Source organism: Pseudomonas sp. TH10, assembly GCF_016651255.1.
Lineage (GTDB): Bacteria > Pseudomonadota > Gammaproteobacteria > Pseudomonadales > Pseudomonadaceae > Aquipseudomonas.
This window is the reverse complement of the sequence record NZ_JAEKEG010000091.1, coordinates 1-25,098: the sequence shown is the minus strand read 5'-3', so window position 1 is coordinate 25,098 and position 25,098 is coordinate 1. Positions and strand designations below refer to the sequence as shown.

20 protein-coding genes, 1 pseudogene and 1 riboswitch are annotated in these 25,098 nt (G+C 61.2%); of the genes and pseudogenes, 6 read left to right on the top strand and 15 right to left on the bottom strand.

The features are described 5' to 3' along the window. Positions 1 to 112: 112 nt before the first annotated feature. The 8 genes from parC to JFT80_RS14390 form a co-directional block, all read right to left on the bottom strand. Complete coding sequence (parC, locus tag JFT80_RS14425) at positions 113 to 2,380, bottom strand: DNA topoisomerase IV subunit A (protein WP_201148308.1); 2,268 nt, start codon at positions 2,378 to 2,380, stop codon at positions 113 to 115. A gap of 7 nt (positions 2,381 to 2,387) precedes the next feature. After that, a complete protein-coding gene (locus JFT80_RS14420) occupies positions 2,388 to 2,912 on the bottom strand; it encodes a TIGR02281 family clan AA aspartic protease (protein WP_201148307.1) in 525 nt (174 codons plus the stop codon). Beyond that, entirely contained in the window at positions 2,909 to 3,898 is a 990-nt protein-coding gene (locus JFT80_RS14415) for an esterase-like activity of phytase family protein (protein ID WP_201148306.1), read from the bottom strand. Before JFT80_RS14415 ends, JFT80_RS14420 begins: the two co-directional genes overlap by 4 nt. Continuing rightward, on the bottom strand, positions 3,898 to 5,805 hold the full coding sequence (gene parE, locus JFT80_RS14410) for a DNA topoisomerase IV subunit B (RefSeq protein WP_201148305.1): 1,908 nt from the start codon (positions 5,803 to 5,805) through the stop codon (positions 3,898 to 3,900). Before parE ends, JFT80_RS14415 begins: the two co-directional genes overlap by 1 nt. 51 nt (positions 5,806 to 5,856) lie before the next feature. After that, complete coding sequence (locus JFT80_RS14405; protein WP_201148304.1) at positions 5,857 to 6,465, bottom strand: YqiA/YcfP family alpha/beta fold hydrolase; 609 nt, start codon at positions 6,463 to 6,465, stop codon at positions 5,857 to 5,859. Positions 6,466 to 6,587: 122 nt separating this feature from the next. Then, positions 6,588 to 7,403, bottom strand: coding sequence for a 3',5'-cyclic-AMP phosphodiesterase (cpdA, locus tag JFT80_RS14400; protein ID WP_201148303.1), 816 nt, complete (start codon positions 7,401 to 7,403; stop codon positions 6,588 to 6,590). 99 nt (positions 7,404 to 7,502) lie between these two features. Continuing rightward, positions 7,503 to 7,955 (bottom strand): DUF1249 domain-containing protein, encoded by a 453-nt coding sequence (locus tag JFT80_RS14395; protein WP_008079245.1) that lies wholly within the window; start codon positions 7,953 to 7,955, stop codon positions 7,503 to 7,505. Then, positions 7,946 to 8,563 (bottom strand): NUDIX domain-containing protein, encoded by a 618-nt coding sequence (locus JFT80_RS14390; RefSeq protein ID WP_201148302.1) that lies wholly within the window; start codon positions 8,561 to 8,563, stop codon positions 7,946 to 7,948. The genes JFT80_RS14395 and JFT80_RS14390 overlap by 10 nt, the downstream gene beginning before the upstream one ends. 206 nt (positions 8,564 to 8,769) lie before the next feature. Here JFT80_RS14390 and JFT80_RS14385 point away from each other — a divergent pair, with 206 nt between their 5' ends. Further along, positions 8,770 to 9,516, top strand: coding sequence for an RsiV family protein (locus JFT80_RS14385; RefSeq protein ID WP_201148301.1), 747 nt, complete (start codon positions 8,770 to 8,772; stop codon positions 9,514 to 9,516). Here JFT80_RS14385 and cytX read toward each other — a convergent pair. Together cytX and thiC are read right to left on the bottom strand one after the other, a co-directional pair. Continuing rightward, positions 9,485 to 10,778: pseudogene (gene cytX / locus JFT80_RS14380) on the bottom strand (putative hydroxymethylpyrimidine transporter CytX). The gene JFT80_RS14385 and the pseudogene cytX overlap by 32 nt on opposite strands. 140 nt (positions 10,779 to 10,918) lie before the next feature. Next, positions 10,919 to 12,811: a phosphomethylpyrimidine synthase ThiC gene (gene thiC / locus JFT80_RS14375; RefSeq protein WP_201148300.1), complete on the bottom strand. Its 1,893-nt coding sequence runs from the start codon at positions 12,809 to 12,811 to the stop codon at positions 10,919 to 10,921. Positions 12,812 to 12,957: 146 nt separating this feature from the next. Next, a riboswitch (TPP riboswitch) is annotated at positions 12,958 to 13,063 on the bottom strand. A 206-nt stretch (positions 13,064 to 13,269) separates the two neighbouring features. Between thiC and JFT80_RS14370 the strand changes: the two genes are divergently transcribed. After that, a complete protein-coding gene (locus tag JFT80_RS14370) occupies positions 13,270 to 14,703 on the top strand; it encodes a TolC family outer membrane protein (RefSeq protein ID WP_201148299.1) in 1,434 nt (477 codons plus the stop codon). Positions 14,704 to 14,828: 125 nt separating this feature from the next. On the opposite strand, the gene waaA is transcribed toward JFT80_RS14370, so the two are convergent. Both waaA and JFT80_RS14360 read right to left on the bottom strand, forming a co-directional pair. Further along, a complete protein-coding gene (waaA, locus tag JFT80_RS14365) occupies positions 14,829 to 16,106 on the bottom strand; it encodes a lipid IV(A) 3-deoxy-D-manno-octulosonic acid transferase (protein WP_122841542.1) in 1,278 nt (425 codons plus the stop codon). Positions 16,107 to 16,117: 11 nt separating this feature from the next. Next, on the bottom strand, positions 16,118 to 17,014 hold the full coding sequence (locus JFT80_RS14360; protein WP_201148298.1) for a LysR family transcriptional regulator: 897 nt from the start codon (positions 17,012 to 17,014) through the stop codon (positions 16,118 to 16,120). Positions 17,015 to 17,118: 104 nt separating this feature from the next. On the opposite strand from JFT80_RS14360, the gene JFT80_RS14355 reads away from it, so the two are divergent. The 4 genes from JFT80_RS14355 to JFT80_RS14340 all read left to right on the top strand — a co-directional run bounded on the left by JFT80_RS14355 (position 17,119) and on the right by JFT80_RS14340 (position 20,615). Further along, a complete protein-coding gene (locus JFT80_RS14355) occupies positions 17,119 to 17,451 on the top strand; it encodes a multidrug efflux SMR transporter (protein ID WP_201148297.1) in 333 nt (110 codons plus the stop codon). A 178-nt stretch (positions 17,452 to 17,629) separates the two neighbouring features. Continuing rightward, on the top strand, positions 17,630 to 18,805 hold the full coding sequence (locus tag JFT80_RS14350) for an FAD-binding oxidoreductase (RefSeq protein WP_201148296.1): 1,176 nt from the start codon (positions 17,630 to 17,632) through the stop codon (positions 18,803 to 18,805). Continuing rightward, positions 18,802 to 19,614, top strand: a complete 813-nt coding sequence (locus JFT80_RS14345; protein ID WP_201148295.1) for an aldo/keto reductase — start codon at positions 18,802 to 18,804, stop codon at positions 19,612 to 19,614. The genes JFT80_RS14350 and JFT80_RS14345 overlap by 4 nt, the downstream gene beginning before the upstream one ends. A gap of 32 nt (positions 19,615 to 19,646) precedes the next feature. Next, on the top strand, positions 19,647 to 20,615 hold the full coding sequence (locus JFT80_RS14340) for a metal ABC transporter ATPase (RefSeq protein ID WP_122841539.1): 969 nt from the start codon (positions 19,647 to 19,649) through the stop codon (positions 20,613 to 20,615). A gap of 96 nt (positions 20,616 to 20,711) precedes the next feature. On the opposite strand, the gene hldE is transcribed toward JFT80_RS14340, so the two are convergent. The 3 genes from hldE to JFT80_RS14325 all read right to left on the bottom strand — a co-directional run. Next, entirely contained in the window at positions 20,712 to 22,133 is a 1,422-nt protein-coding gene (gene hldE, locus JFT80_RS14335; protein WP_201148294.1) for a bifunctional D-glycero-beta-D-manno-heptose-7-phosphate kinase/D-glycero-beta-D-manno-heptose 1-phosphate adenylyltransferase HldE, read from the bottom strand. A gap of 112 nt (positions 22,134 to 22,245) precedes the next feature. Next, the gene (msbA, locus tag JFT80_RS14330; RefSeq protein ID WP_201148293.1) at positions 22,246 to 24,051 is read right to left on the bottom strand and encodes a lipid A export permease/ATP-binding protein MsbA; all 1,806 of its coding nucleotides are present in this window, start codon (positions 24,049 to 24,051) and stop codon (positions 22,246 to 22,248) included. 15 nt (positions 24,052 to 24,066) lie between these two features. After that, positions 24,067 to 25,098 (bottom strand): O-antigen ligase (locus tag JFT80_RS14325; RefSeq protein WP_201148292.1); only part of this gene is annotated, 1,032 nt, incomplete at its 5' end.

The window sequence follows — 25,098 nt, the reverse complement described above, 5'->3', positions numbered from 1 at the left end:
CTCGGCCACGCCGGCGCTTGGAAAGGCCATATCATCCGTGAATATGCGTTCCGACTCCAGCGCCAAAGCGTCGATCTACGCGTTAAATCGTAGATCGAACGCTCTAGGGCGCCTAATTGAGGTTTTCGACGAGCAGCGCATCGACCCGCTGAAAGCCCCTCGGGAGTTTATTCCCGCGACGTCCACGCTCACCTTTGTAGTGTTCGAGGTCCTCGGCTTTCAGTTTGTAAGGGCGTTTACCCGCTTGCAGGATCAACGTAGCGCCTGCGGGGATGACAGCAATGTCCGTGACAAACTCTTCACGGCTGGCGACACGGTCACCCGGAACACCGATGATCTTGTTGCCCTTGCCCTTCGCCAACTGCGGCAAATCGCTGATATTGAAGACCAGCATGCGCCCCTCGCTTGTCACTGCAGCGAGCAAATCATTCTCGCGGTCAGTTACCGGGCGAGGCGCGATAACCTTGGCGTTGTTCGGCAGACTCAACAGGGCTTTACCGGCCTTGTTCTTGGCCTGCAGGTCTTCGCCTTTGACCACGAATCCGTAACCGGCATCGGAAGCGATCACGTACAACGCATCGTCTTCAGGCATCAGCACGCATTCGAAGGTTGCGCCCGGTGGCGGTGTCAGACGACCGGTCAGCGGTTCGCCCTGACCACGCGCCGACGGCAGCGTATGCGCGGCGACCGAATAGCTGCGGCCGGTGGAGTCAATAACCACGGCAGACTGGTTGGAACGCCCCGCCGCCGAGGTCTTGAAGCCATCGCCAGCCTTGTACGACAGCCCGGTGGCGTCGATCTCGTGGCCCTTGGCCGAACGAATCCAGCCCTTTTCCGACAGCACAACGGTGACTTTCTCGTTCGGCAGCAGATCGTGTTCGGTCAACGCCTTGGCTTCGGTGCGCTCGACGATTGGCGAACGGCGATCGTCGCCATAGGTTTCGGCGTCCTTGATCAGCTCGGTGCGCACCAGTTTTTTGAGCTTGGCTTCGCTGCCCAGCAGGGCTTGCAGCTTGGCTTGTTCCTTGAGCAGTTCGTCTTGCTCGTCGCGCAGCTTCATCTCTTCCAGTCGCGCCAACTGACGAAGACGGGTGTCGAGGATGTAGTCGGCCTGAATCTCGCTGAGGGCGAAACGCTCGATCAGCTTGGCTTTCGGGTGTTCCTCGGTACGGATGATATGAATCACTTCATCCAGATTGAGGTAGGCGATCAACAAACCGTCTAACAGGTGCAGGCGACGCTCGACCTTGTCGAGGCGGAATTGCAGGCGGCGACGCACGGTCTGCACGCGGAATTCCAGCCATTCGACCAGCAAAGCGCGGAGGTTTTTCAGCTGCGGCTTGCCGTCCAGACCGATGATGTTGACGTTGACCCGATAGGTCGACTCCAGCTCTGTGCTGGCGAACAGGTGCTGCATTAACCCATCGTGGTCGAAATTCTTGCGCGCGCCCGGGATGATCACGATCCGGCACGGGTTCTCGTGGTCCGATTCGTCGCGCAGGTCAGCGATCTGCGGGGCCTTGGAAGGTTTCGCCTGCATCAGCGCGGCGATCTGTTCCAGCACCTTGGCACCGGACACCTGGTGCGGTAATGCGGTAACGATGATGTCGCCGTCCTCGACGTGGTACACGGCGCGCATGCGCACCGAGCCCTTGCCGGTTTCGTACATTTTCAGCAGATCGGCGCGCGGCGTGATGATTTCCGCTTCGGTCGGATAGTCCGGGCCCTGGATGTGCTCGCAGAGCTGCTCGACCGTGGCTTTCGGCTCATCGAGCAAGCGTACGCAAGCGGTGGCGACTTCACGCAGGTTGTGCGGCGGCACGTCGGTGGCCATGCCCACGGCGATACCGGTGGTGCCGTTGAGGAGGATATTCGGCAAACGTGCAGGTAATACCAGCGGTTCGTCGAGCGTGCCGTCGAAGTTTGGCCCCCAATCCGCCGTGCCCTGGCCCAGCTCGCTGAGCAGCACTTCGGAGTAACGCGACAAGCGCGCTTCGGTGTAACGCATGGCCGCGAAGGACTTGGGATCGTCGGGCGCACCCCAGTTGCCCTGGCCGTCGACCAGCGTGTAGCGATAGCTGAACGGCTGGGCCATCAGGACCATGGCTTCGTAGCAGGCCGAGTCACCGTGCGGGTGGAATTTACCGAGCACGTCACCGACGGTACGCGCCGATTTCTTGTGCTTGGAATCGGCGTCCAGCCCCAGCTCGCTCATCGCATAAATGATGCGACGCTGTACCGGTTTCAGACCGTCGCCGATATGCGGCAGTGCACGGTCCATGATCACGTACATGGAGTAGTTGAGGTAGGCACTTTCGGTGAAGTCAGCCAGCGACCGGCGTTCTACACCGTCCAGGCTGAGATCAAGGGGATTGCTCATGCAGGCCTCATCGGTTCGTTGTCTGGCGCAGCAGCATGGTGCCACCGCGCTGAGTAAATTCAAGTTTGTTCAGGGCGCTCATGCCGAGCAGCACCTGATCGCCATGCAGCCCCGGCGCCACCAGTGCGCGGACATCCCGCAGCACGATGTCGCCCAGTTGCAGGCGGTCAATTTTTGTACGATAGCCCTGGCTCAGGCCATTGGCCGTGCTCAGGGTCACACCGAAACCTTCTTCCAGCTTCAAGCGCTTGGCCAGATCCGCCGGGATCGCTACGTCAGTCGCGCCGGTATCGAGCATGAACTCCACCGGTTCACCGTTGATCTGACCGCTGGCGACAAAATGCCCTTGGGCGTTGCCGGCCAGTTTCACTTCGATAAAACCTTCGCCCTGCTCCGAACTGACGACCACGTTCGGGTTCTGCTGGCGTTGTTCCCACTGGCCGAAAAACCGTGTAGCCAGAAACAGCGCCGCGCACCAGGCCAGGATCATGAAAACCCGACCGGCGCGTTTGCCCGGCGGTTGCTGACTCACGGTTTGGCGCTCCAGCCACCCTCAGGCGCGGCAAAGCGCCAGATGAACGGGCGAACCTCGCCATCGACGCGAGCCCCTGTGTTGTTGTCTACGCCTATCCAGACGCCCGTGGCGTCCACTACCAGTGCTTCTTCCAGCCCGTAGTCCTGTGGATAACGCCGGTCATCCTGCAGCAACTCGGCGGCATACGACCAGCAACGCTCGACCTTGGCCGTTGTTGCATCGCGCCGGCATATTTCATAGGCATTGCGTTCGAGGGTGAACAGCTTGCCGTTGAACAATGACAGGTCGGCGAAGTCCAGCGACACCGGTCTTGCGTGGTGAAACTGCGGCGGCTGCGCTCGCTTGCCACCCTCGCTCAGCAGCACACAGTTGCCGTCACAGTCCCATTGCGTGGCCCCACGCTTGATCAACAGCAGGCCGCGGCGATCACGCTCGGCGGCCAGCCATAGCTGGTCGCCTTGCGGGTTGACCGCCAGGCCTTCGAACAGTGCATTGAAGCGCAACAACATGCCCCCCGCCCGCGCCTCGCGGACCAGCCTGGGCGCAATGTTCAACCAGGACGCAGGCCCGGTTGGCGGCACCTGCAACACGGCCGCATGGGATTCGCTGACGATGTATCGATTACCGGCGTTGTCGCAGGTGATGCCTTCGAAGTCCAGGTCGCCGCCGCGCACGAATGATGCCGCCCAACTGCGCGAGCTCAAGCTCCAGGGCAAACCGCTGGCCGGTACCACGGGCACATCGACGTGCACGGCTTCGGCCTGCCAGGGATCCTGCCGGGTATCGAGACGGTAGATTTGATCATCATCGCGATCAGACACCGTCCACAACTCGTTACCGCAAAGCGCCAGCCCCGACAGGTTGCCGCCGCGCATGCCGTCGACCGGGTGTTCGGCCAGCAGGCGCAACTCTTGTAGCGGCTCGGCCGATACCGTCATCGCACTCAGCAGCAACGCACACGCCAAGGCCCAGCGAGACCGCATCAGGCCAGCACCTCGGCGAGGTTGCCTTTGGATTCGAGCCAGGTCTTGCGGTCACCGGCGCGTTTCTTCGCCAGCAGCATGTCCATCATTTCCGAGGTTTCGGCGAAGTCTTCGCCCAGCGTCAGTTGCACCAGACGCCGAGTGTTCGGGTCCATGGTGGTTTCACGCAACTGCGGCGGGTTCATTTCACCCAGACCCTTGAATCGGGTGACCTGCGGTTTGCCGCGTTTCTTTTCGGCCACCAGACGGTCGAGAATCCCGTCGCGCTCGGCTTCGTCGAGGGCGTAGTAGATCTCTTTGCCAAGGTCGATACGGTACAGCGGCGGCATGGCGACGTAGACGTGACCGGCATCCACCAACGGGCGGAAATGCTGGACGAACAAGGCGCAGAGCAGGGTCGCGATGTGCAGCCCGTCGGAGTCGGCGTCGGCGAGGATGCAAATCTTGCCGTAACGCAGCTGGCTCATGTCGGCTGCGCCCGGATCGACACCGATAGCCACGGCGATGTTGTGTACTTCCTGACTGGCGAGCACTTCGCTGCCGTCGACTTCCCAGGTGTTGAGGATCTTGCCGCGCAACGGCAGGATCGCCTGAAACTCTTTGTCCCGCGCTTGCTTGGCGGAACCGCCAGCGGAGTCACCTTCGACCAGGAACAGCTCGGAACGCATCGGGTCCTGCCCGGCGCAGTCAGCCAGTTTGCCCGGCAGTGCCGGCCCTTGGGTGACGCGTTTGCGTTCGACCTTTTTGCTCGCCTTGAGACGACGGCCGGCGTTGTTGATCGCCAGTTCGGCCAGCGCCAAGCCGGTTTCCGGATTGGCGTTGAGCCACAGGCTGAAGGCGTCCTTGACCACACCGGAGACGAACGCCGCCGCTTCACGCGACGACAAGCGCTCTTTGGTCTGGCCGGAGAATTGCGGCTCCTGCATCTTCATCGAAAGGACGAAAGCAATGCGCTCCCATACGTCTTCCGGCGCCAGCTTGACGCCGCGCGGCAGCAGGCTGCGGAATTCGCAGAACTCGCGCATCGCATCGAGCAGGCCCTGACGCAGACCGTTGACGTGAGTACCGCCCTGCGCCGTCGGGATCAGGTTGACGTAGCTTTCCTGCACCGCGTCGCCACCTTCCGGCAGCCACAGCAGTGCCCAGTCGACCGCTTCTTTATTACCGGCGAAGGCGCCGCAGAACGGTTCGTTCGGCAGACGCTCGAATTCGCTGACCGCATCGACCAGATAGGAACGCAGGCCATCTTCGTAATGCCATTCGATTTTCTCGCCGGTGCCTTTGTCTTCAAAACTGACCAAAAGGCCCGGGCACAGAACAGCCTTGGCCTTGAGCACGTGCTTGAGGCGGCTGATGGAGAATTTCGGTGAATCGAAATATTTAGGGTCCGGCGCAAAGTAAACGCTGGTGCCGGTGTTGCGCTTGCCGACAGTGCCGACGATTTCCAGCTCGGTGGCTTTGTAGCCATCAGCGAAAGTCATCTGGTATTCGTTGCCGTCACGCTTGACGCGCACCCGGACTTCGGTCGACAAGGCGTTGACCACCGAAATACCTACCCCGTGCAGACCGCCGGAGAACTGGTAGTTCTTGTTGGAAAACTTGCCGCCCGCATGGAGTTTGGTGAGGATCAGTTCAACGCCTGACACACCCTCTTCCGGGTGAATGTCGACCGGCATGCCACGGCCGTCGTCGCTGACTTCCAGCGAGTGGTCGGCGTGCAGGATGACCTGCACCGATTTGGCGTGGCCGGCCAGGGCTTCGTCGACGCTGTTGTCGATGACTTCCTGGGCGAGGTGGTTCGGCCGACTGGTGTCAGTGTACATGCCGGGGCGTTTGCGCACCGGGTCGAGGCCCGAGAGGACTTCGATGGCGTCGGCGTTATAAGAGCTAGCGCTGGGAGTGGCCATAGGGTCTCGTCGTCCTTTGAAAAAGTCGTTCTGTAGAAATAGGGACCGGCTTCACAGTGTTGTGAAATCAATCGCTTGATACAAATCTGCGCCAATGCCGGCAAAACTCAACATGGCCGGCAGGAGCGCGGCAAAGCCCTGAAAGCCGTGGTCGCCGCCGGCCTGGATGCGCAAGGCACAGGCCCGGTAGTGGTGCTGGGCGTGGCGATAGTCCAGGGTTTCATCACCGGTCTGCAACCACACCTGATAACGCTGGGAGTCCTGCGGTGCCGGCACTTCCAGCTCGGCCAGGGCCGTTACATGGTCGTGGGTCAGTTCCCAGGCCTCATCGGTGTACAGGTTTTTCTGCGTCCCCAGGTGCCCGTCGAACATCCGGTGCGGGCTTACGGCCGGGTTGACCAGCAGGGCCTTCAGGCCATGGCGCTCGGCCAGGTGAGTCGCATAGTAGCCGCCGAGTGAGCTGCCGACCAGCAGCGGGCTGCCCAGCTCGGCAATCGCTTGCTCCAACTGACCGATGGCTTCGCGCGGATGGTGATGCAGGGCCGGAACCCGCAGTTGCTCGCTCAAACCCAGCCGTTCCATCACCTCGACCAGCTGGCAGGCCTTTTTCGAGGCCGGCGCGCTGTTGAAACCGTGGATATAGAGGATCGAACCGGACATTTGAGCTCCCTGTTCGTCAGGTAAAGAAGGCGGAGTTTACAGGGTGTCGGGGGAAGCGGGGATATCCGTGGAATTTGGAGCGTCTGTGCCCGCGAAGGCCATCACGCGGTCCTCAGGAATGACTAATAACCGTCAGAGTCGTAATCAACCTGGAATTCGAACCCCGTAACCCGCTCAACGCCCGTCTCGATCCGCCCATCCGGCAGCAACCGCAACCATCGATACCCCGGCGCCTGATCCCCCACCTTGAAATCATCGCTCCCCGGTTCAAACTGGATGCAGGTCGAAGGCGACGCGATCAACCGAACACCGTTGCGCTCACGGTCAATTTCCTGATGCACATGCCCCCAGAGCACCGCCCGCACTTGGGGAAAGCGATCCAGCACGGCAAACAGCGCCTCTGGATTGCGCAAGCCGATCGGCTCCATCCAGGCACACCCGATCGGCACCGGATGATGATGGAAGCACACCAGGTGATGGCGCTCTGGCGCTTCGCTCAGCGAACACGCAAGCAATTGCAGCTGTTCATCCTGCAAATAACCCGGCACCGAGCCCGGCACCGCCGAATCCAGCAGCGTCACTCGCCAGTTGCCGATATCCACCACCGGCTCCAGCAAAGCGCTTTGAACCGCCGCCTCGGCCATGATCTGCGGCTCATCGTGGTTACCGGGAATCCAGCGCGCCGGGGCGTCGAGCTGGCGGGTCAGGTCGCGAAACCGCTGGTAAGACTCCAGTGTTCCGTCCTGGGACAAATCTCCACTGGCAATCACCAGGTCAATCCGGGGCTGCTGCAGGCGCACCAGCTCGATGACTTTCACGAGGCTGTCCCGGGTATTCATGCCCAGCAACGTGCCATCCGCGGCGGCGAACAAGTGGCTGTCAGACAGCTGCACCAGCAACGCCGATTCGGCGGTGGTCAACGTGGATACGCTCGGCAAGGCGTTCTCCCAAGGCAAAAGCACGGAATCGATCAAGTGGCGCAATTATGCTGGGGGATCACTGAAAGAGGAAACCGCCGAACCGGACGCAGTTCACAACTAGCGAACGACTTCGTACTCATGCCCCAACGCCAGGCAATGGCTCAACCACTCCCCCAGGAACAGATTGAGCTGAGCCTTTTCATCGGGCTGATGCATCGCGGCGTTCGGGTAAGGATAGATGCCGCGAAAGCGTCGCGCATGTTCGGCACTGACCACTTCGGCCATGCGCGCATCGTGATAGACCTGCACTTCCAGTTGCGGCACCGGCAGCCACGGCAGGCTGTGTTCCTGACGCACTTGCAAGGTCGTGGTGTACGGGCAGGCCTGCAGCACTTCGAGGGCCAGCACGCCGAGCATCTGCTCGCCCTGGGTCACGGCAATGCGCCGTGCCTCGGGTTCGTTGCGCATGTCCGGCAACAGTCGCATCAGGCGCGCGTAGTTGGCCTCGCAGGCGGCTTGCAGCCCCACGAGGTCTACTCGATAACGATCGCGCAGCTTGTTTACAACCATAACCCCCTCACTTCGGCGCGGTTCAGCGCCAGCCATTGCAACGCGATGATGCTCGCCGCGTTGGCAATGCGTCCGTCGCGTACGGCTTGCAAGGCATCTTCGAATGCCCAGACCGTGACGCGGATATCTTCTGCCTCTTCCTCCAGCCCATGCAGGCCGCCTACACCGTCGGTGCTGCAACGCCCCAGATATAAATGCACAAACTCGTTGCTGCCGCCCGGCGACGGGAAATATTTGGTCATCGGCCACAGGGCCTTGATGTCCAGCCCAGCTTCCTCCTGCGCCTCGCGGTGAGCAACTTCTTCCGGTTGTTCATCCTTGTCGATCAGACCGGCGACCAGTTCGACCAGCCACGGGTTGTCGATCTTGCCCATGGCGCCAACGCGAAACTGCTCGATCAGCACCACTTCGTCGCGCTGCGGATCGTAGGGCAGCATGCACACGGCATCGTGACGGACAAAGACTTCACGGTTGATCTCGCGGCTCATGCCTCCGGCGAACAGTTCATGGCGCAGGTGCACACGATCAAGCTTGTAAAAGCCCTCGTAGCAGCGTTCGCGTCGCACGACGTCGACGGTGGTCGGAATGGCGTTGGCAAAATCAGTCATGACAATCCTCGTAGTTGCTCCGAGGCTCCAGCCTCGACTTCGCGCCATCCTAACGCGCCCGCACCGTTTGATGCAGCCCCTTTACCGTCAGCGGGATGGACGGTGAAGGCGAAACCCACTCTAATTAGCTTAGTGGCGAACTGACTGCTTCTGCGAGAGTCGAAGCGGATATCTTTTTGCCTTCCCCTGTTTCAGAAAGGACGCCCATGTCGCTTTTCAAAATTGCCTCCGTGGCCGCCATTGCCCTGACCCTGGGCGCGTGCGCGAGCCTGTTCCAGCCCAACTACCGCTCGCCGCTGGAGACCACGCGAGATGCGTCGGAACAGCTCAAGCCTGGCTGTTCCAACCCTGATTGCCCACTGGTGAACATCGATACGCTGCGCTTCCCGGCGGAACCTGCGCTGGACGGCATCATTGAAAAACGCCTGCTGCAAATGACCCGTACCGAGGCGAATGCCCCGATAGCGCCAACGCTGGCGGCTTATCGCGAGCAGTTTCTGGCGAGCGCCGGCCCACGCAACAGCAGTTACCTGCAAGCGAAAGTACGCGAGCAGCATGACGGCTTGGTGATCATCGAGTTGTCGAGCTACCTCGACACCGGCGGCGCCCATGGCACCCCGGGTCGTGGTTTCATCAACTATTCGCGCCAGCAGCACAAGGTGCTGAACCTGTCCGACATGCTGGTGCCGGGCCAGGAAGACGCATTCTGGAAGGCGGCGCAAGTGGCGCACAACAGCTGGTTGATCAGCACCAAGCTCGATCAGGAAGCGGAGTTCGTGTCGAGCTGGCCGTTCAAGAAAACCCCGAACGTGGCGCTGACCTACGGCGGCGTGATCCTCAAATACGACGTGAGCACCATCGCGCCTTACGCGCTGGGCCACGTCGAACTGAAGATCCCTTACCCACGCCTGAACGGCATTCTCAAGCCCGAGCTGTTTCCCGGCCGTAACTGAAGGCCCGGCCCAGCACTAGCTGCAACAGCCCTGCCAGCACCAGCGCCGGCAGGGTCGCGCCGACATCAGGATACAAATTGGCCAGCAAGTGATAGGTGCTGACGCCACCCAGCCAGGCCAGCAGCGCCGGCCAGCGCAAGGCGGCCGATGCAACCTGGCCACTGCGTTTGCGCAGGATGAAGTGATCCACCAGCACCACGCCGAACAGCGGCGCAAACACCGAGCCGATCAGCAGCAGGAAATTCTGGTACTGCGCCAACGGCGCCAGCAAGGCGATCAGCGTGCAGACCAGGCCGATGGCCAACGCCAGGTGCTCGACTTTGAAGCGCAACAGAATCCCGCTGGACACTGCCGCCGAGTGAATGTCGGCAAAGGCGTTCTCTGACTCGTCCAGCAGGATCAGCAGCAGCGGAATCCCCAGGCCGGCGCCAGCCAGTGCCAACAGCAAGGCATTGACTTCACCACTCGGGGCGAACGCCAGGGTGTAGGCCACGCCAAGGCTCATCAGCCAGAAGTTACCGATAAAAAAGCCCAGCGCGGTTCCGCCGAAGACGTTTTTCGCACGCGTGCCGAATCGCGAGTAGTCGGCAATCAGCGGCAGACCAGGACAATGGCATCGCAATGGCGATGTCGAAGCCCACGGCGAACGGCATCGAACCGTCGCCCGCCTGCGCCCACAGTGCGGCCAGGTCGGCTTTGACGAACAGGTTCCAGGTCAGCCAGATGCACGCGGCCAGCAACAGCCAGATACCCCACTTGCGCAGGATCTGGCGCACGAACGTCAGTGGGCCGCTGACCGCCAGCAAAGTCGCCAGGCCACCGAAGAACAGGGTCCATAACAGTGGGCTCGACAGCAGACTGCCTTCGCTGAATGCGCGGGTGCCGAGCAGGCTGGCGGCGTCGCGCATGACGATGATTTCGAACGAGCCCCAACCGATCAGTTGCAGCAGGTTCAGCAGCGCCGGCAGGCTCGCGCCTTTGCTGCCGAGGCTGAGTTTGAGTGCGGCCATGGAGGACAGGCCGGTGTCGCTGCCGATCACGCCAACAGCGGCCAGCAGCAAAACGCCGACCAGTGTGCCGAGGAAAATCGCCAGCAACGAACCCGACAGGCCCAGACCCGGCGCGAGCAATGCGCCGGTCTGCAAGACCATCAGGCCGATGCCAAGGGAGAACCACAGGGAAAACAGGTCACGACCGCCGAATACACGCTTGTCGGCGGGCACGGCGAGGTCGGGGGAATAGGTGCTGGGTTGAATGCTCAAGGGTGTCATCTCAGAGGGACATTTGTTGTTGTGTTGACCGCATTCGCGAGCAGGCTCGCTCCCACAGGAGAATGCATTCCAATGTGGGAGCGAGCCTGCTCGCGAAGGAGCCCTTGCAGGCCCCACCTTCTCAGGTCAGATCAAACCTTTTTGTACAGCTGACTGCCTTCCTTCTTGAACCGCTCGGCCTGTTCCGCCAGGCCTTGGGCGACATCCACGTCGACCGCTTCGATCCGTTGGTTGGCCGCGTATTCGCGGACTTCCTGAGTGATCTTCATCGAGCAGAATTTCGGCCCGCACATCGAACAGAAGTGCGCGACCTTCGCCGAATCCTTCGGCAGGGTTTCATCGTGATAGGAACGGGCGGTGTCCGGATCGAGACCGAGGTTGAACTGGTCTTCCCAACGGAATTCGAAACGCGCCTTGCTCAACGCGTTGTCGCGAATCTGCGCGCCCGGATGTCCCTTCGCAAGGTCGGCGGCATGCGCGGCGATCTTGTAAGTGATGATCCCGGTTTTCACGTCATCCTTGTTCGGCAGACCCAAGTGCTCCTTCGGCGTCACGTAGCAAAGCATGGCGCAACCGAACCAGCCGATCATTGCCGCACCAATACCGGAAGTGATGTGGTCGTAGCCCGGCGCGATGTCGGTGGTCAGCGGGCCGAGGGTGTAGAACGGCGCCTCATCGCAGCACTCGAGCTGCTTGTCCATGTTCTCTTTGATCAACTGCATCGGCACGTGACCCGGGCCTTCGATCATGCACTGCACGTCATGTTTCCAGGCGATCTTGGTCAGCTCGCCGAGGGTCTCCAGTTCGCCAAATTGCGCTTCATCGTTGGCGTCGGCAATCGAGCCAGGACGCAGGCCGTCGCCCAGCGAGAAGCTGACGTCGTAGGCCTTCATGATTTCGCAGATTTCGTCGAAGTAGGTGTAGAGGAAGTTCTCTTTGTGGTGCGCCAGGCACCACTTGGCCATGATCGAACCGCCACGGGAAACGATGCCTGTCACACGCTTGGCGGTCAGCGGCACGTAGCGCAGCAACACGCCAGCATGGATGGTGAAGTAGTCGACGCCCTGCTCGGCCTGCTCGATCAGCGTGTCGCGGAACAGCTCCCAGGTCAGGTCTTCAGCGACGCCGTTGACCTTCTCCAGCGCTTGATAGATCGGCACGGTACCGATCGGCACTGGCGAGTTACGGATGATCCACTCACGGGTTTCATGGATGTGTTTACCGGTGGACAAGTCCATCACGGTGTCCGAACCCCAACGAATGCCCCAGGTCAGTTTCGCCACTTCTTCTTCGATCGAAGAACCCAGAGCGCTGTTGCCGATGTTGCCGTTGATCTTCACCAGGAAGTTACGGCCGATGATCATCGGTTCCAGTTCGACGTGGTTGATGTTGGCCGGAATGATCGCACGGCCACGGGCGATTTCTTCGCGGACGAACTCGGCGGTGATTTCTTTCGGGATGCTCGCACCGAAGCTGTGACCGGCGTGTTGCTGGTTAAACAGACCGGCAGCGCGGGCCACTTCCAGCTTCATGTTCTCGCGGATGGCGACGTATTCCATCTCGGCGGTGATGATGCCTTGGCGCGCGTAGTGCATCTGGCTGACGTTGGCCCCGGCCTTGGCGCGGCGCGGGTTGTTGACGTGAGCGAAGCGCAGCTTGGTCAGCTCGGCATCGGCCAGACGTTCCTGGCCGAAATTGGAGCTCAGGCCGCTCAGGCGCTCGGTGTCGCCACGGGCTTCGATCCACGGCGAACGCACATCGCCCAGGCCTTTGCGCACATCGATGACCACGTTCGGATCAGTGTACGGGCCCGAGGTGTCGTAGACGGTGACTGGCGCGTTGATTTCGCCGCCGAAGTCGGTCGGGGTCACGTCGAGGGAGATTTCGCGCATCGGCACGCGGATGTCCGGGCGAGAGCCCTGAACGTAGACTTTTTGCGAACGTGTGAACGGCTTGACCGATTGCTCGTCGACCTTGGCCGAGTCACTCAGGTTGATCGCGTTTTTTGATTTTGTAGTGGTCATCACGGGCTCTCCAGACAGCATCCAGGCAGTGGATTGTCGGAGCAGAACCTGAAAGGCACGGACGCACCAGGACTGGTGCTGTGCATCGTCGTCGAGCGTTCGATTGTCGAACAATTTCCCGGACGAAGCACAAGAGGACTCGCCGGGTGACGAGAAATCTTGTTCCCTACGCAGGCGCTAACCTGATCAGGTTCAACGGGATCCGAAATTATTCGATCTCAGCCTCATAGCAAGGCACCCCGACAAGAACCCGGCCAGTCTAGACACAACTGGCAAAGAACGCCAACACCGCGGCAAACACCATGATGAATGGCGCAATTGGCAGGACTTGCAGGATTGTTGCCGCTGCAATGCACAACTACACTCGCCTAGCCCCGCTGCGCCTTGACGCTGCGGGGGCCGCGCCGTAGCCTTGGCGCGCACATTATTTCCATAATATTCATGCTAGGGATCGCCTCATGCTGCGCAAACTTTCACTGGCTGTTGCCGTGTCTTGTGCGTCCAACGCAATGGCCTGGGCAGCAGAAGCGCCCTTGTCGACCAAAACCGATCTGGTCAGCGTCTATCAGGAAGCGGTCGACAACAACGCCGATCTGGCCGCCGCCCGCGCCCAGTACGGCGCACAGAAAGAAGTGGTGCCGCAGGCCCGCGCAGGGCTGCTGCCGAACCTGTCAGGCGGTGCCGAAACAGCCAACGTGCGTACCTCGATCGATCAGCCATCGGCCATCGCCAATCGCAGCGCTCACTCGTATCAGGCGACCCTCGCTCAACCGTTGTTCCGCGCCGATCGCTGGTTCCAGTACCAGGCCGCCAAGGACGTCAACGAGCAAGCCGCGCTGCAACTCTCGGCGACGGAACAGAACCTGATCCTGCAATCGGCCGAGAACTATTTCAACGTCCTGCGCAGCCAAGACAACCTGGCCTCGACCAAGGCTGAAGAAGCCGCGTTCAAGCGCCAGCTCGACCAGTCCAACGAGCGCTTCGATGTCGGCCTGTCGGACAAGACCGACGTCCTGCAATCGCAAGCCAGTTACGACACCGCACGGGCCAACCGCATCGTCGCTCAGCGTCAGGTCGACGACGCCTTCGAAGCGCTGATCACCCTGACCAACCGTCAGTACAACTCGATTCAGGGCATCGTCCACACCCTGCCGATCCTGCCGCCGGCGCCGAACGACGCCAAGGCCTGGGTCGATACCGCGGCGAAACAGAACCTGAATCTGCTCGCCAGCAACTTTGCCGTCAGCTCGGCCGAAGAAACCTTGAAACAGCGCAAGGCCGGCCACCTGCCGACCCTGGATGCCGTAGCGAAATACGAAAAAGGCGACAACGATGCTCTCGGTTTCGCCAACCCGAACGCCTTCGGCGCGCCGTACGGTGGCAACGTCGAGCAAACCACGCTGGCCCTGCAGCTGAACATCCCGATCTACAGCGGCGGGCTGACCAGTTCGCAGGTGCGCCAGTCGTATGCGCAACTGGATCAGAGCGAGCAACAGCGTGAGTCCCTGCGCCGGCAAGTGGTGGAAAACACCCGCAACCTGCACCGGGCGGTGAACACCGACGTCGAGCAGGTACAGGCACGCAAGCAATCGATCATCTCCAACCAGAGCGCGGTGGAAGCCACGGAAATCGGTTATCAGGTGGGTACGCGCAACATCGTTGATGTGCTCGACGCGCAGCGTCAGCTGTACACCTCGGTGCGCAACTACAACAACACGCGTTATGACTACATCCTCGACAACCTGCGTTTGAAGCAGGCGGCGGGGACGTTGAATCCTGGGGATCTGGAAGATCTGCGGCGTTATCTGAAGGCCGACTACAACCCGGACAAGGACTTCCTGCCACCGGATCTGGCCAAGGCTGCGGCTGAGCAATTGAAAGCTCGACCGTAGACGCAAAATCGTCTGAACACGGCCCGAGCCTGCGGCAGCTCCTACATGGAAATGCATTCCAAAGTAGACGCTGCCGCGCAGGCTCGGGCCGCGTTCGGACGATCTTTGATTCCAGGCGACGCAGTCTAACGATCGATCAACCGCCCCAACCCATCCAGCAAGCGTTGCAACGCGCCCTGGTTGGCGCGCATCACGCTCAATCCGGCCTGGGCCATGCGCTGCGCGTCCCGGGGCAATTCGAACAAACGTTGCACCTCTACCGCCAACCCTTCGGCATCTTCCACCTCCTGCAGCGCGCCGGCATTGCGCAGTTGCGCGGCTATTTCGAGGAAGTTGAACAGGTGCGGGCCGCTCAGTACCGGCTTGGCCAGTGCTGCCGGCTCCAGCAGGTTGTGCCCGCCGTTCGGTACAAGGCTGCCACCGACGAATGCGGTATCCGCCAGGGCGTAAAGGAACAGCAATTCGCCCATGGTGTCGCCCAGCAGTACTGAAGTACCGGCGCTGACCGTCTCGCCGGTGGAGCGTCGAACCGTGGCGAAGTCCTGCCGGGTGCACAGCTCGAACACCGAATTGAACCGCTCCGGATGGCGCGGTACCAGGATCAGCAGCGCATCGGGATGATTGGCGAGCAACTGACGATGCGCCGCCAGCACCACCTCGTCCTCACCTTCATGGGTGCTGGCGGCAATCCACACCGGACGCTCCCGTGCTTGCCATTGGCCGCGTAACTCGGTGGCACGCTGCAGCAGCTGCGGGTCGATGGTCAGATCGAATTTGATCGAGCCGGTGACTTCGACGGTTTCCGGGCGCGCACCCAGGTCGCGAAAGCGTGAGGCCTCGACCTCGGTCTGCACCGCAAACAGGCTCATTTCGGCGAGCATCGGCCGGGTCAGTTTGGGCAAACGGCCGTAACCCCTGGCCGAGCGCTCGGACAGTCGGGCATTGGCCAGCGCCACGGGAATACCCCGTTTTGCACACTGGTGGATATGGTTGGGCCATAGCTCGGTTTCCATGATCACGGCCAGTTTCGGCCGCACGCGATCCAGGAATCGCTTTGCCGCACAGGGCAGGTCATAGGGCAGGTAGCAGTGTTGAATTCGCGGTTCATTGGCGAACAGGGCCCGAATGCGCTCGGATCCGGTCGGGGTCATGCAGGTCACGGTGATCGGCAACTGAGGATAACGTTGCAACAGAGCGCGGATCATTGGCGCCGCCGCGATGCTCTCGCCAACTGACACCGCGTGTACCCAGATTCCGCCGGGCTGCAACACCGGCAGGCCATAGGAAAATCGCTCGCCGATGCGTTTGGCATACGCCGGCGCCTTGCGCGCGCGCAGCCACAGCCGAATCGCCACCAATGGCAGCCCCAGATAAAACAGCGCGGTGTACAGAGTTCTATTCATGGCGGCGGAGTTTATCGGCTTTTGTCGCCGATCGCCCGCAAGTGCACGGCAAAACGTTCCGCCAGCCAGCGAGCGGCCGGGCCCAGTGGTTCGTCGCGACGCCACACCAGCTCCACGACGAGGGCCGGAGGCGTCCATTCGCTGACCAGCTCTACCATCTGCCCCTGATAAGCCGGGTACTGCACCACGTGCCGCGGCAACCAGGCCCAGCCGAGACCACGTACCAGCCATTCGGCCATTACGTAGAAACTGTCGGCCCGCCAGACCTGCGGACTGGCGGGTTCGCTACCGGGGTAGACACTGGATTGAGTGGACATGAGTAACTGGCGATGCTGCGCCAACTGCTGGCAATCAACTTCGTTTTTGCCTGCCAATGGGTGGCCGGTGCCACACACTGTAACCATTTCCACGCTGCCGAGCACCCGACGCTCCAGCGCTTCGGGGATTTCGTCGTGATAAAACAGCAGTCCGAGATCGGCACGACGCTCGACCAGTTTGCGCGCGACTTCACCTTGCGCGGCGCTGGTCAGTTGCACTTCGAGGCTGGGAAACTGCTCGCCCAGCTCACCAAAACTTTCCACCAGCGCCTGATAGGGCATCGCTTCATCCTGCGCCACTCGCAGTTGCGCTTCCTGCCCACGCATCATGGCCATCGCCCGGCCGTTGAGGCGCTCGCATTGGCGCAGCACTTCGCGCGCTTCTTCCAGCAGCGCCTCGCCGGCTTCAGTGAGGCTAGGCTGGCGGCCGCTGCTACGCTCAAACAGGCTGACGCCCAGATCATCTTCGAGCATGGCGATGGCACTGCTGATCGCCGACTGCGCCTTGCGTTGCTGGCGCGCCACGGCAGAAAACGAGCGTTGCTCGGCGACGTTGACGAATATGCGTAGCTGATCGAGATTCCATTGCATGCCCGTCGACCTATCTCCAATACAGATAGGTAATGACTTTACCGCATCTGAGGAATCACTAAAATGCCGCCCTGGAAAGTAACGTTTCACATTGAGGATTGAACATGAACGCCTACGTCTATCTGGCCATTGCCATCTGTGCCGAAGTGATAGCCACCGTGTCGATGAAAGCGGTCAAGGGCTTCAGCACTCCCCTGCCGCTGATTCTGGTTATCGTCGGCTACGCAATTGCATTCTGGATGCTGACGTTGGTGGTGCGCTCGGTGCCAGTCGGTGTCGCCTATGCGGTGTGGGCCGGCATGGGTATCGTGATGGTCAGCGTGGCCGCGCTGTTCATTTATGGGCAGAAACTCGATGTGCCGGCGATGCTGGGGATGGCGCTGATTGTGCTGGGGGTGGTGGTTATCCAGTTGTTCTCCAAAACTGCAGGCCACTAACGCCCGCAATGCTGTCTAGTCTGGGAGTGAGCCTGCTCGCGATAGCGGTGCGCCAATCGAAGCATCGGTTGCCAGGTAAACCGCTATCGCGAGCAGGTTCACTCCACACGGGTCTGTCGGCCGCTGCAATGTTTGAGTCTGTATACTGCGCCCTCGTCTTGAACACTGAGGTCGTTGCATGCCATCCGTTATTTCCACCGACGTTCTGATTGTCGGCGCTGGTGTCGCCGGCCTCTGGCTGAACGCGCGTCTGCGCCGTCAGGGTTTTTCGACCGTGCTGGTGGAAAGCGCCAGCCTCGGCGGCGGGCAGAGTGTGAAGTCCCAGGGCATCATCCACGGTGGCGCCAAGTACGCGCTGCACGGTGCGCTGACCGGCGCCTCGGAAGCCATCGCCGACATGCCGCGACGCTGGCGTGAAGCATTGGCCGGCAACGGCGAATTGGACCTGAGCGGCGTACGCCTGCTGTCCGAAGCCCACTATCTCTGGTCCCCCGGCACCATCGCTGGCAACCTCACCAGCTTCTTCGCCAGCAAAGCCGTACGCGGCCGTGTCGATCAGGTCAAGGGCGAGCAGTTACCGCCGGCTCTGCAAGACAAGCGTTTCAAGGGCAAGGTCTATCGCCTGGCCGAGCTGGTGATCGATGTACCGAGCCTGATCCAGCGCCTGGCCGACCTCGCGGGCGACGGCCTGCTGGCCGGGCATGAGATCGAACCGTTTCTGGAAGCTGGCCTGCTGGTCGGCCTTAGAGTCGACGGGCGCGATATCCGGGCGCAGCGCATCGTTCTCAGCGCCGGGGCGGGTACCGCAGAGCTGCTCGAAGCACTGGGGTTGAGCCAGCCGGCCATGCAACGTCGACCGCTGCACATGATCATCGCCAAGGGCCCCGGCCTGAAGCCGTTGTACGCCCACTGCCTGGGTGGCGGGACCAAGCCGCGCATCACCGTCACCACGCACCCGGCGGCCGATGGCCAGTGGGTCTGGTACCTGGGTGGCGATATTGCCGAAGCCGAAGGCGTCGCCCGCGAGCCGGTCGAGCAGATTGCCACCGCGCAGAAAGAACTCGGCCAGCTCCTGCCCTGGATCGACCTCAGTAGCGCCCGATGGGCCACTTTGCGAGTGGATCGTGCCGAGCCACTGCAAACCGGGCTGACACGCCCCGACAACGCCTTTCTCGCCGAACAGGGTCGCTTGCTGGTCGGCTGGCCAACCAAACTGGCGCTCGCGCCGGACTTCGCTGACCGGGTGATCGCTTCTCTTGAGCGTGACGGCATCCAGCCGCAAGCCACTGAACCGTTGCCGGCGCTGCCGAAACCACCGATGGGCGTTCCAGCCTGGGAGCAACTGTTGCCATGAGCCAACCAACCCTGCACGAACTGCACCGCCCGCTGGGCAGCACCGGCCTGATGGTTTCGCCACTTGGCCTGGGCACCGTGAAACTGGGCCGCGACCAGGGCGTCAAGTACCCGAACGGTTTCCAGATCCCGGGCGATGATGAAGCGCGCATGTTGCTCAAGCTCGCACGGGACATGGGGATCAACCTGATCGACACCGCCCCGGCCTATGGCCACAGCGAAGAACGCCTCGGCCCGTTGCTGCGTGACCAGCGCCAGGACTGGGTGATCGTCAGCAAGGTGGGCGAAGAGTTTGCCAATGGCCAGTCCAGTCACGACTTCAGTGCGACTCACACGCGGATGTCCGTCGAGCGCAGCCTGCAACGTCTTGAAACCGATTTTATCGATCTGGTACTGGTGCATTCCGACGGCAACGACGTGGCGATTCTCGAGCACGAAGAGGTTTACGCGACACTCGCGGCGCTCAAGGCCGAGGGCAAGATTCGCGGCTTCGGCTTCTCCGGCAAAACCGTCGAAGGTGGCCTGAAAGCTTTGGAGCAAGGGGACTGCGCGATGGTCACCTACAATCTGAACGAACAAAACGAGAAAGCTGTCATTGACTATGCTGCTGCCCACGGCAAAGCCATTCTGGTGAAAAAAGCCTTGGCCAGCGGCCATGTTTGCCTGAGCCCCGGCGTAGATCCGGTGCGCGCCAGCTTCGAGTTGTTGTTTGAACATCCGGGCGTTGCCAGTGCTATTGTCGGCACGATCAATCCGCTGCACCTCGCCCACAATGTCGCGACCGTTGCCCAGGTCCTTCGTAGAAACTGACGCCGCCGACGCGGCCTTAAGCAGGAGCCGACATGCCGCGTACGCTCATAAGAAAGAACCCCAGCAACTTCAAGACCCTGCCGTTATTCGTCGAAGCGACTCCCGAAGGCCTGAGTTACCAGAGCGTCGGAATGCCGCTCAATTTCTCGCAAACCCTGCAGCGTCGCCGCCCCGTGGCCGTGGCCGATGCAGAGCGCTTCGCCGTGGAGCTGGCCAACCTCGGGGTTTCGGTGCGCCTTACATTGCACTGGCAGAACCGCGATTACTGGGTCTTGGTGCGCCAGCGCCGACAGGATCGCGGCGACGTGGTGCTCAAGCTGATCTCCGGTTATGTGCCGGCCCACGAGCTCAACCTGCCGCTGCACACGGCCATTCAGGAAATCGCCGAAGAATGCCTGCTGGAAACGCCCGAAGGCTGGCTTGGCGGACGCTTCAATGACACCTGGCTGCCTGCGCCCTACTCGTCCGCCCTGCATTATCGGGAAGCCTTGCCGTTTCGATTGACGCCCCTGTCGGGATCGGCTCGACCGGTGCGCTGCGCGAACATGCAACTGATCGAACGTCCACGCGCTTACGTGCACCTGCCCACAGCCTCGTTGCAACTGATCTACGACTTACGCCTCGACGTCCCCAAGGAAGCCAAGTCGCTCAGCCTGTTCCATGTCGACGAACGCCTGGAAGGCGACCAACTGGTGGCCAGGCTCGATCGCAAACGGCCCGATCTGTACCTGATGCCCTTGCAGGACGGCCAGCCGATGGCTGAGCTCTACACCTTGAAGAAGGACCACCTGTATCCGGCGAGCACTCGCGGGTTGTACCTGGCAGAGAGTTTTGCCCTGCAGGAAGGCTGGCTGGTGCGCGATGAGCGGATCAAGTGGAAGGATTGGGTGAAGCAGCAGGGACTGAGCCCACCGGGGAAGGACTCGGGTTTAGCGAGGTTGCGGGGCAAGGCCAAGCAATTGCTCAAGAGAATCGTGCCACGCAAGAAGGTCAGTTCCTGAACCAAAAGATCGCAGCGTCTACAGGGCAGGAGCTGCCGCAGGCTGCGATCCTTTGACGTGCGATCAAAGAAATTTTCAAGGATCGCAGGCCAGCTCTTACGACTTGCGGATTTTCTCGACAATCGCCGTGGTCGAGCTGTTTTCCACCAGCCCCAGCACTTTCACCGTGCCGCCGTAGGCTGCCACGATGTCCGCACCCACCACCTGCTCAATGCCGTAATCGCCACCCTTGACCAGAACGTCGGGCTTGACTTCGCGCAGCAGGTTTTCCGGGGTCCCCTCCGAGAAACTGATAACCCAGTCCACAGCGCCCAGGCCGGCCAGGACGGCCATGCGCCGGTCAACACTGTTGATCGGACGCCCAGGACCTTTCAGTCGGCTCACTGACGCATCGTCGTTGACCGCAACGATCAGACGATCGCCTTGGGCCCGCGCCTGCTCCAGGTAAGTCACGTGACCGGCATGCAATATGTCGAAGCAGCCGTTGGTGAACACGATCTTCTCTTTATGCGCACGGGCATCGTCAACCGCCAGCAGCAGTTGCTCGAGCCCCAGCACACCGCGCTCGGAGCCTTCTTCGCGCTGAATGGCGCGCCGCAGTTCCGGTGCACTGATGGCAGCAGTACCCAGCTTGCCGACCACGATACCCGCGGCCAGGTTGGCCAGGGCCACTGCATGGGGCAATTCTTCACCGGCTGCGATCGCTGCTGCCAGGGTCGAAATCACCGTATCACCGGCCCCCGTGACGTCGAACACTTCACGCGCCCGTGCGGGAAGGTGCAGCGCGGGATGACCGGGGCGCAACAAGGTCATGCCGTGCTCACCGCGAGTCACCAGCAAGGCGCCGAGGTCGAGCTCCTGCATCAGGGTCGCGCCCTTGGTCACCAGTTCGTGCTCATCGCTGCATTTGCCGACGATGGTTTCGAACTCGCTGAGGTTCGGCGTGATCAGGCTTGCACCACGATAGATGGAGAAGTCCTTGCCCTTGGGATCGGCCAGCACCGGAATGCCTTTGGCGCGAGCCGCCTGAATCAGGGTTTGATGGTTCTTCAGTGCACCTTTGCCGTAATCCGACAACACCAGCACCTTGATGCCTTCGAGCAGGTCATCAACCTGCGAGGCCAGGGCCAGGGCATCGGTGGCGAACGGTTCTTCAAAGTCGATTCGCAGCAATTGCTGGTGTCGGCTCATGACCCGCAGTTTGACGATGGTCGGCTGATGCGCGATGCGCTGGAACAGAGCTCGCACGCCCGCGCCCTTGAGACTGTTGCTCAGGCTGTCGGCGGCTTCGTCATCGCCGGTCACACCGACCAGAGATGCCGGCGCACCCAGCGCAGCAATGTTCAAGGCAACGTTGGCAGCACCGCCCGGACGGTCTTCGATTTGCTCGACTTTTACGACCGGAACCGGCGCCTCAGGGGAAATCCGTGAGGTACCACCATGCCAGTAACGGTCGAGCATGACATCGCCGACCACCAAGACAGGGGCTTGATCGAATCGCGGCATGGACAACTTCATGGAGCAACCCACATACAAAATGAACAGGGGCGCGATATTAACACAGGGTTGGCGCAGGCTTGTGCGCAGGCTGCAACAGGATGAAACATCGTTCTTCGCCCCCGGGTCTGGATCAGGCGATGTCTTCGGCCGGAGCATCCAGGCCCATGGCATTGAGGCGTGCGTAGTAACCGTTCTGCGCCAGCAACTGGTCGTGCGTACCGCGCTCGACGATGCGGCCCTGATCCATGACCAGAATCAGATCGGCTTTCTCGATGGTCGACAGACGATGCGCGATCACCAGCGTGGTGCGCCCCTTCATGACTTGATCCAGAGCCGCCTGAATGTGCCGCTCGGACTCGGTGTCGAGTGCCGAGGTAGCCTCGTCGAGAATCAGCAAAGGCGAGTTCTTGAGCAAAGCCCGGGCAATCGCCAGCCGCTGACGCTGGCCGCCAGAGAGCAGCACGCCATTTTCGCCGACTTGCGTATCGAGGCCCTCAGGCAATTGCTCGATGAAGTCCATCGCGTACGCATCACGCGCCGCTTTTTCGATGTCTTCACGCGGCGCGCCGGCCAGGTCGCCATAAGCGATGTTGTTGGCCACGGTGTCGCTGAACAACGTGACGTGCTGGGTGACCTGTGCCACGTGCCGACGCAGGTTACGCAGGCGATAGTCTTCGATTTCGACATCATCGAGCAGGATCTCGCCGGTCTCGTGATGGTAGAAACGAGGGATCAGGCTGGCCAGGGTCGACTTGCCACTGCCGGAGCGACCCACCAGCGCGATCATCTGGCCGGGTGCCGCGGTGAAGCTGATGTTTTTCAACACTTCACGCTCGGTGCCTGGGTAGGTGAAGCTCAGATTGCGCACGTCCAGACGACCGGTCACCGAGTCGCGCTCGACGGTACCGGTATCGACTTCTGGCTCAACGTCCAGCTGTTCGAAAATACTTTCTGCACCGGCCACGCCTTTCTGGATGGTCGAGCTGACTTCGGACAATTGGCGGATCGGCTTCGGCAGCAGGCCGGCCAAGGTGATGTAGGCGACCATGTCGCCCGCCGAGGAATCGCCACGCAGGTACAGCACGAGGAACATCAGCACCGCCATGGCGCTGTAGATCACCAGTTGCAGCATTGGCGTGTAGATCGCGCCGGTGCGGGTCATGCGCAGCTGTTTGTCGGTGTTGCTCTGGCTGGCCTTGAGGAAGCGTTTCTGTTCGTAGACTTCGCCGCCGAAGCTGCGCACCACGCGATAGCCCTGGATGGTTTCCGACGCCACGTGAGTGACATCGCCCATGGCCAACTGGATCTTCTTGCTCTGCTTGCGGAATTTCTTGCTCGCGGTACCCACCATAAAGGCAATCACCGGCAGAATCGCCAGCATCACGATCGTCAACTGCCAGTTCATCCACAACAGATAGGCAAACAGGAACACCACGGTCAGGCCTTCACGAATCACGACCTTGATCGCGTCCGTGGCGGCGCCGGTGACCATGGTCACGTTGAAGGTGATGCGCGAAATCAGATGCCCCGAGTTATGGGTATCGAAGTAGCGGTTGGGCAGTACCAGCAGCTTGTTGAACAGCTCGACGCGCAGGTCATGCACCAGCCCCAGCGAAACCTTCGCCAGGTAGTAGTTACCCAGGAACGAGCCCAAGCCCTGCCACGCCGCGATCAGGATGATCAGCAGTGGCACCGCCATCAGCAACTGCAGGTCCTTGAGATAGGGAACATTGGGAAAGAGCACCGCTTCAGGGTTGCTCAGGCCGTCGACGAAATATTTGAGGATCCCCGCCAGCATCGGCTGGGTGGAAGCAAAGATCACGAAGCCCACGATACTCAGCAGGAAAAGGCCAACATAGGGTTTTACATACCCCAACAGCCGAAGATAGATTTTCAGGCTGGAGTCCTGTCCCGCTTTGGGCGGTGCGTCACTCATCGTAGAGCTCACTTGTTAGGAAGAACGCGAAATTTTATCACAGGCACCGGGGTTGGCCCGCGCCCATACCAAAACACTGGCCAACCCGATCGGTAGCCAGCTGATGAACCACTCAGCCCTGGGCGTGCCGGTCAGGCTGGCCGCATCAAATTGCATGGCCAGGGTGGAAAACAGCCAGATGCCGATAATGCCCTGGCCGTACAGCGACGTCCTGGCTTTCCAGGCCTCAAGCAGCACGCCAAACCAGACTGCACACCACAGCAGCAGGCCTGGCAGACCCAGCTCGATTGCCACATGGCTGAACAGATTATGGGCATGGTCGAAATACATGTCTGCGGCGAACACCTTGTAGTCGCCGCCCAGCCCGAGGCCGCGCCATGGATGCTCGGCGATCATGTTGAGGCTGGCAACCAGGATCTCCGGACGATAGGAGGCACCGCGGGCCAGCACCAGTGGTTCGAGCAACCAGAACGCCAGCAGCGCCACCGCCAGGGCACCGATGGCGACGACGCAGCTGCGCCGGTCCCGGCACCAGATGGGCATGGCGAGCAACGTGAAGAACAACGCCAGGGCCGCACCCCGGCTCTGGCTCATCACCACGAATGCGCCAAGCAAGCCCAAGGCCACGGCCCAGAGGGCCTGCATCCAGCGCTCGCTGGGCACCCAAAGCACGAGCCACACGGCCGCCAGCCCGATGACGTAGCCGCCAAGGATCGGGTGAGACAGTTCCCCCAGGCCTTCAAGACGTGCAACCCAGGCATTGCCATTAACACCGTAGAATTTTATGACGGCGGCCAGGGCTGTCAGCGCCAGGCCAAAACCGCCCCACTGCATGAGGCGAATCACGCGCTCCGGTCGACCATTGGCCAATATCGGAAAAAACAGCAGGAACACGACTATGTACAACAGGCGCTTGGCCTCGCGAGCGGGTTCCTCGACGTTGGTCCACGACAGGCTGATCAACGACCAGACGAGCAAACCCAGCAGCGGCAGGTAGATCCAGCGCTGTTCGTACAGCAGCTCTTTGAGTCGAACTGTAATGGGCGG

What these genes read in the sequence shown, in the direction of transcription:
- parC (WP_201148308.1), bottom strand. Translation starts at nt 2,380, where the DNA reads ATGAGCAATCCCCTTGATCTCAGCCTGGACGGTGTAGAACGCCGGTCG.
- JFT80_RS14415 (WP_201148306.1), bottom strand. Translation starts at nt 3,898, where the DNA reads ATGCGGTCTCGCTGGGCCTTGGCGTGTGCGTTGCTGCTGAGTGCGATG.
- parE (WP_201148305.1), bottom strand. Translation starts at nt 5,805, where the DNA reads ATGGCCACTCCCAGCGCTAGCTCTTATAACGCCGACGCCATCGAAGTC.
- JFT80_RS14405 (WP_201148304.1), bottom strand. Translation starts at nt 6,465, where the DNA reads ATGTCCGGTTCGATCCTCTATATCCACGGTTTCAACAGCGCGCCGGCC.
- JFT80_RS14395 (WP_008079245.1), bottom strand. Translation starts at nt 7,955, where the DNA reads ATGGTTGTAAACAAGCTGCGCGATCGTTATCGAGTAGACCTCGTGGGG.
- JFT80_RS14390 (WP_201148302.1), bottom strand. Translation starts at nt 8,563, where the DNA reads ATGACTGATTTTGCCAACGCCATTCCGACCACCGTCGACGTCGTGCGA.
- JFT80_RS14385 (WP_201148301.1), top strand. Translation starts at nt 8,770, where the DNA reads ATGTCGCTTTTCAAAATTGCCTCCGTGGCCGCCATTGCCCTGACCCTG.
- thiC (WP_201148300.1), bottom strand. Translation starts at nt 12,811, where the DNA reads ATGACCACTACAAAATCAAAAAACGCGATCAACCTGAGTGACTCGGCC.
- JFT80_RS14370 (WP_201148299.1), top strand. Translation starts at nt 13,270, where the DNA reads ATGCTGCGCAAACTTTCACTGGCTGTTGCCGTGTCTTGTGCGTCCAAC.
- waaA (WP_122841542.1), bottom strand. Translation starts at nt 16,106, where the DNA reads ATGAATAGAACTCTGTACACCGCGCTGTTTTATCTGGGGCTGCCATTG.
- JFT80_RS14360 (WP_201148298.1), bottom strand. Translation starts at nt 17,014, where the DNA reads ATGCAATGGAATCTCGATCAGCTACGCATATTCGTCAACGTCGCCGAG.
- JFT80_RS14355 (WP_201148297.1), top strand. Translation starts at nt 17,119, where the DNA reads ATGAACGCCTACGTCTATCTGGCCATTGCCATCTGTGCCGAAGTGATA.
- JFT80_RS14350 (WP_201148296.1), top strand. Translation starts at nt 17,630, where the DNA reads ATGCCATCCGTTATTTCCACCGACGTTCTGATTGTCGGCGCTGGTGTC.
- JFT80_RS14345 (WP_201148295.1), top strand. Translation starts at nt 18,802, where the DNA reads ATGAGCCAACCAACCCTGCACGAACTGCACCGCCCGCTGGGCAGCACC.
- JFT80_RS14340 (WP_122841539.1), top strand. Translation starts at nt 19,647, where the DNA reads ATGCCGCGTACGCTCATAAGAAAGAACCCCAGCAACTTCAAGACCCTG.
- hldE (WP_201148294.1), bottom strand. Translation starts at nt 22,133, where the DNA reads ATGAAGTTGTCCATGCCGCGATTCGATCAAGCCCCTGTCTTGGTGGTC.
- msbA (WP_201148293.1), bottom strand. Translation starts at nt 24,051, where the DNA reads ATGAGTGACGCACCGCCCAAAGCGGGACAGGACTCCAGCCTGAAAATC.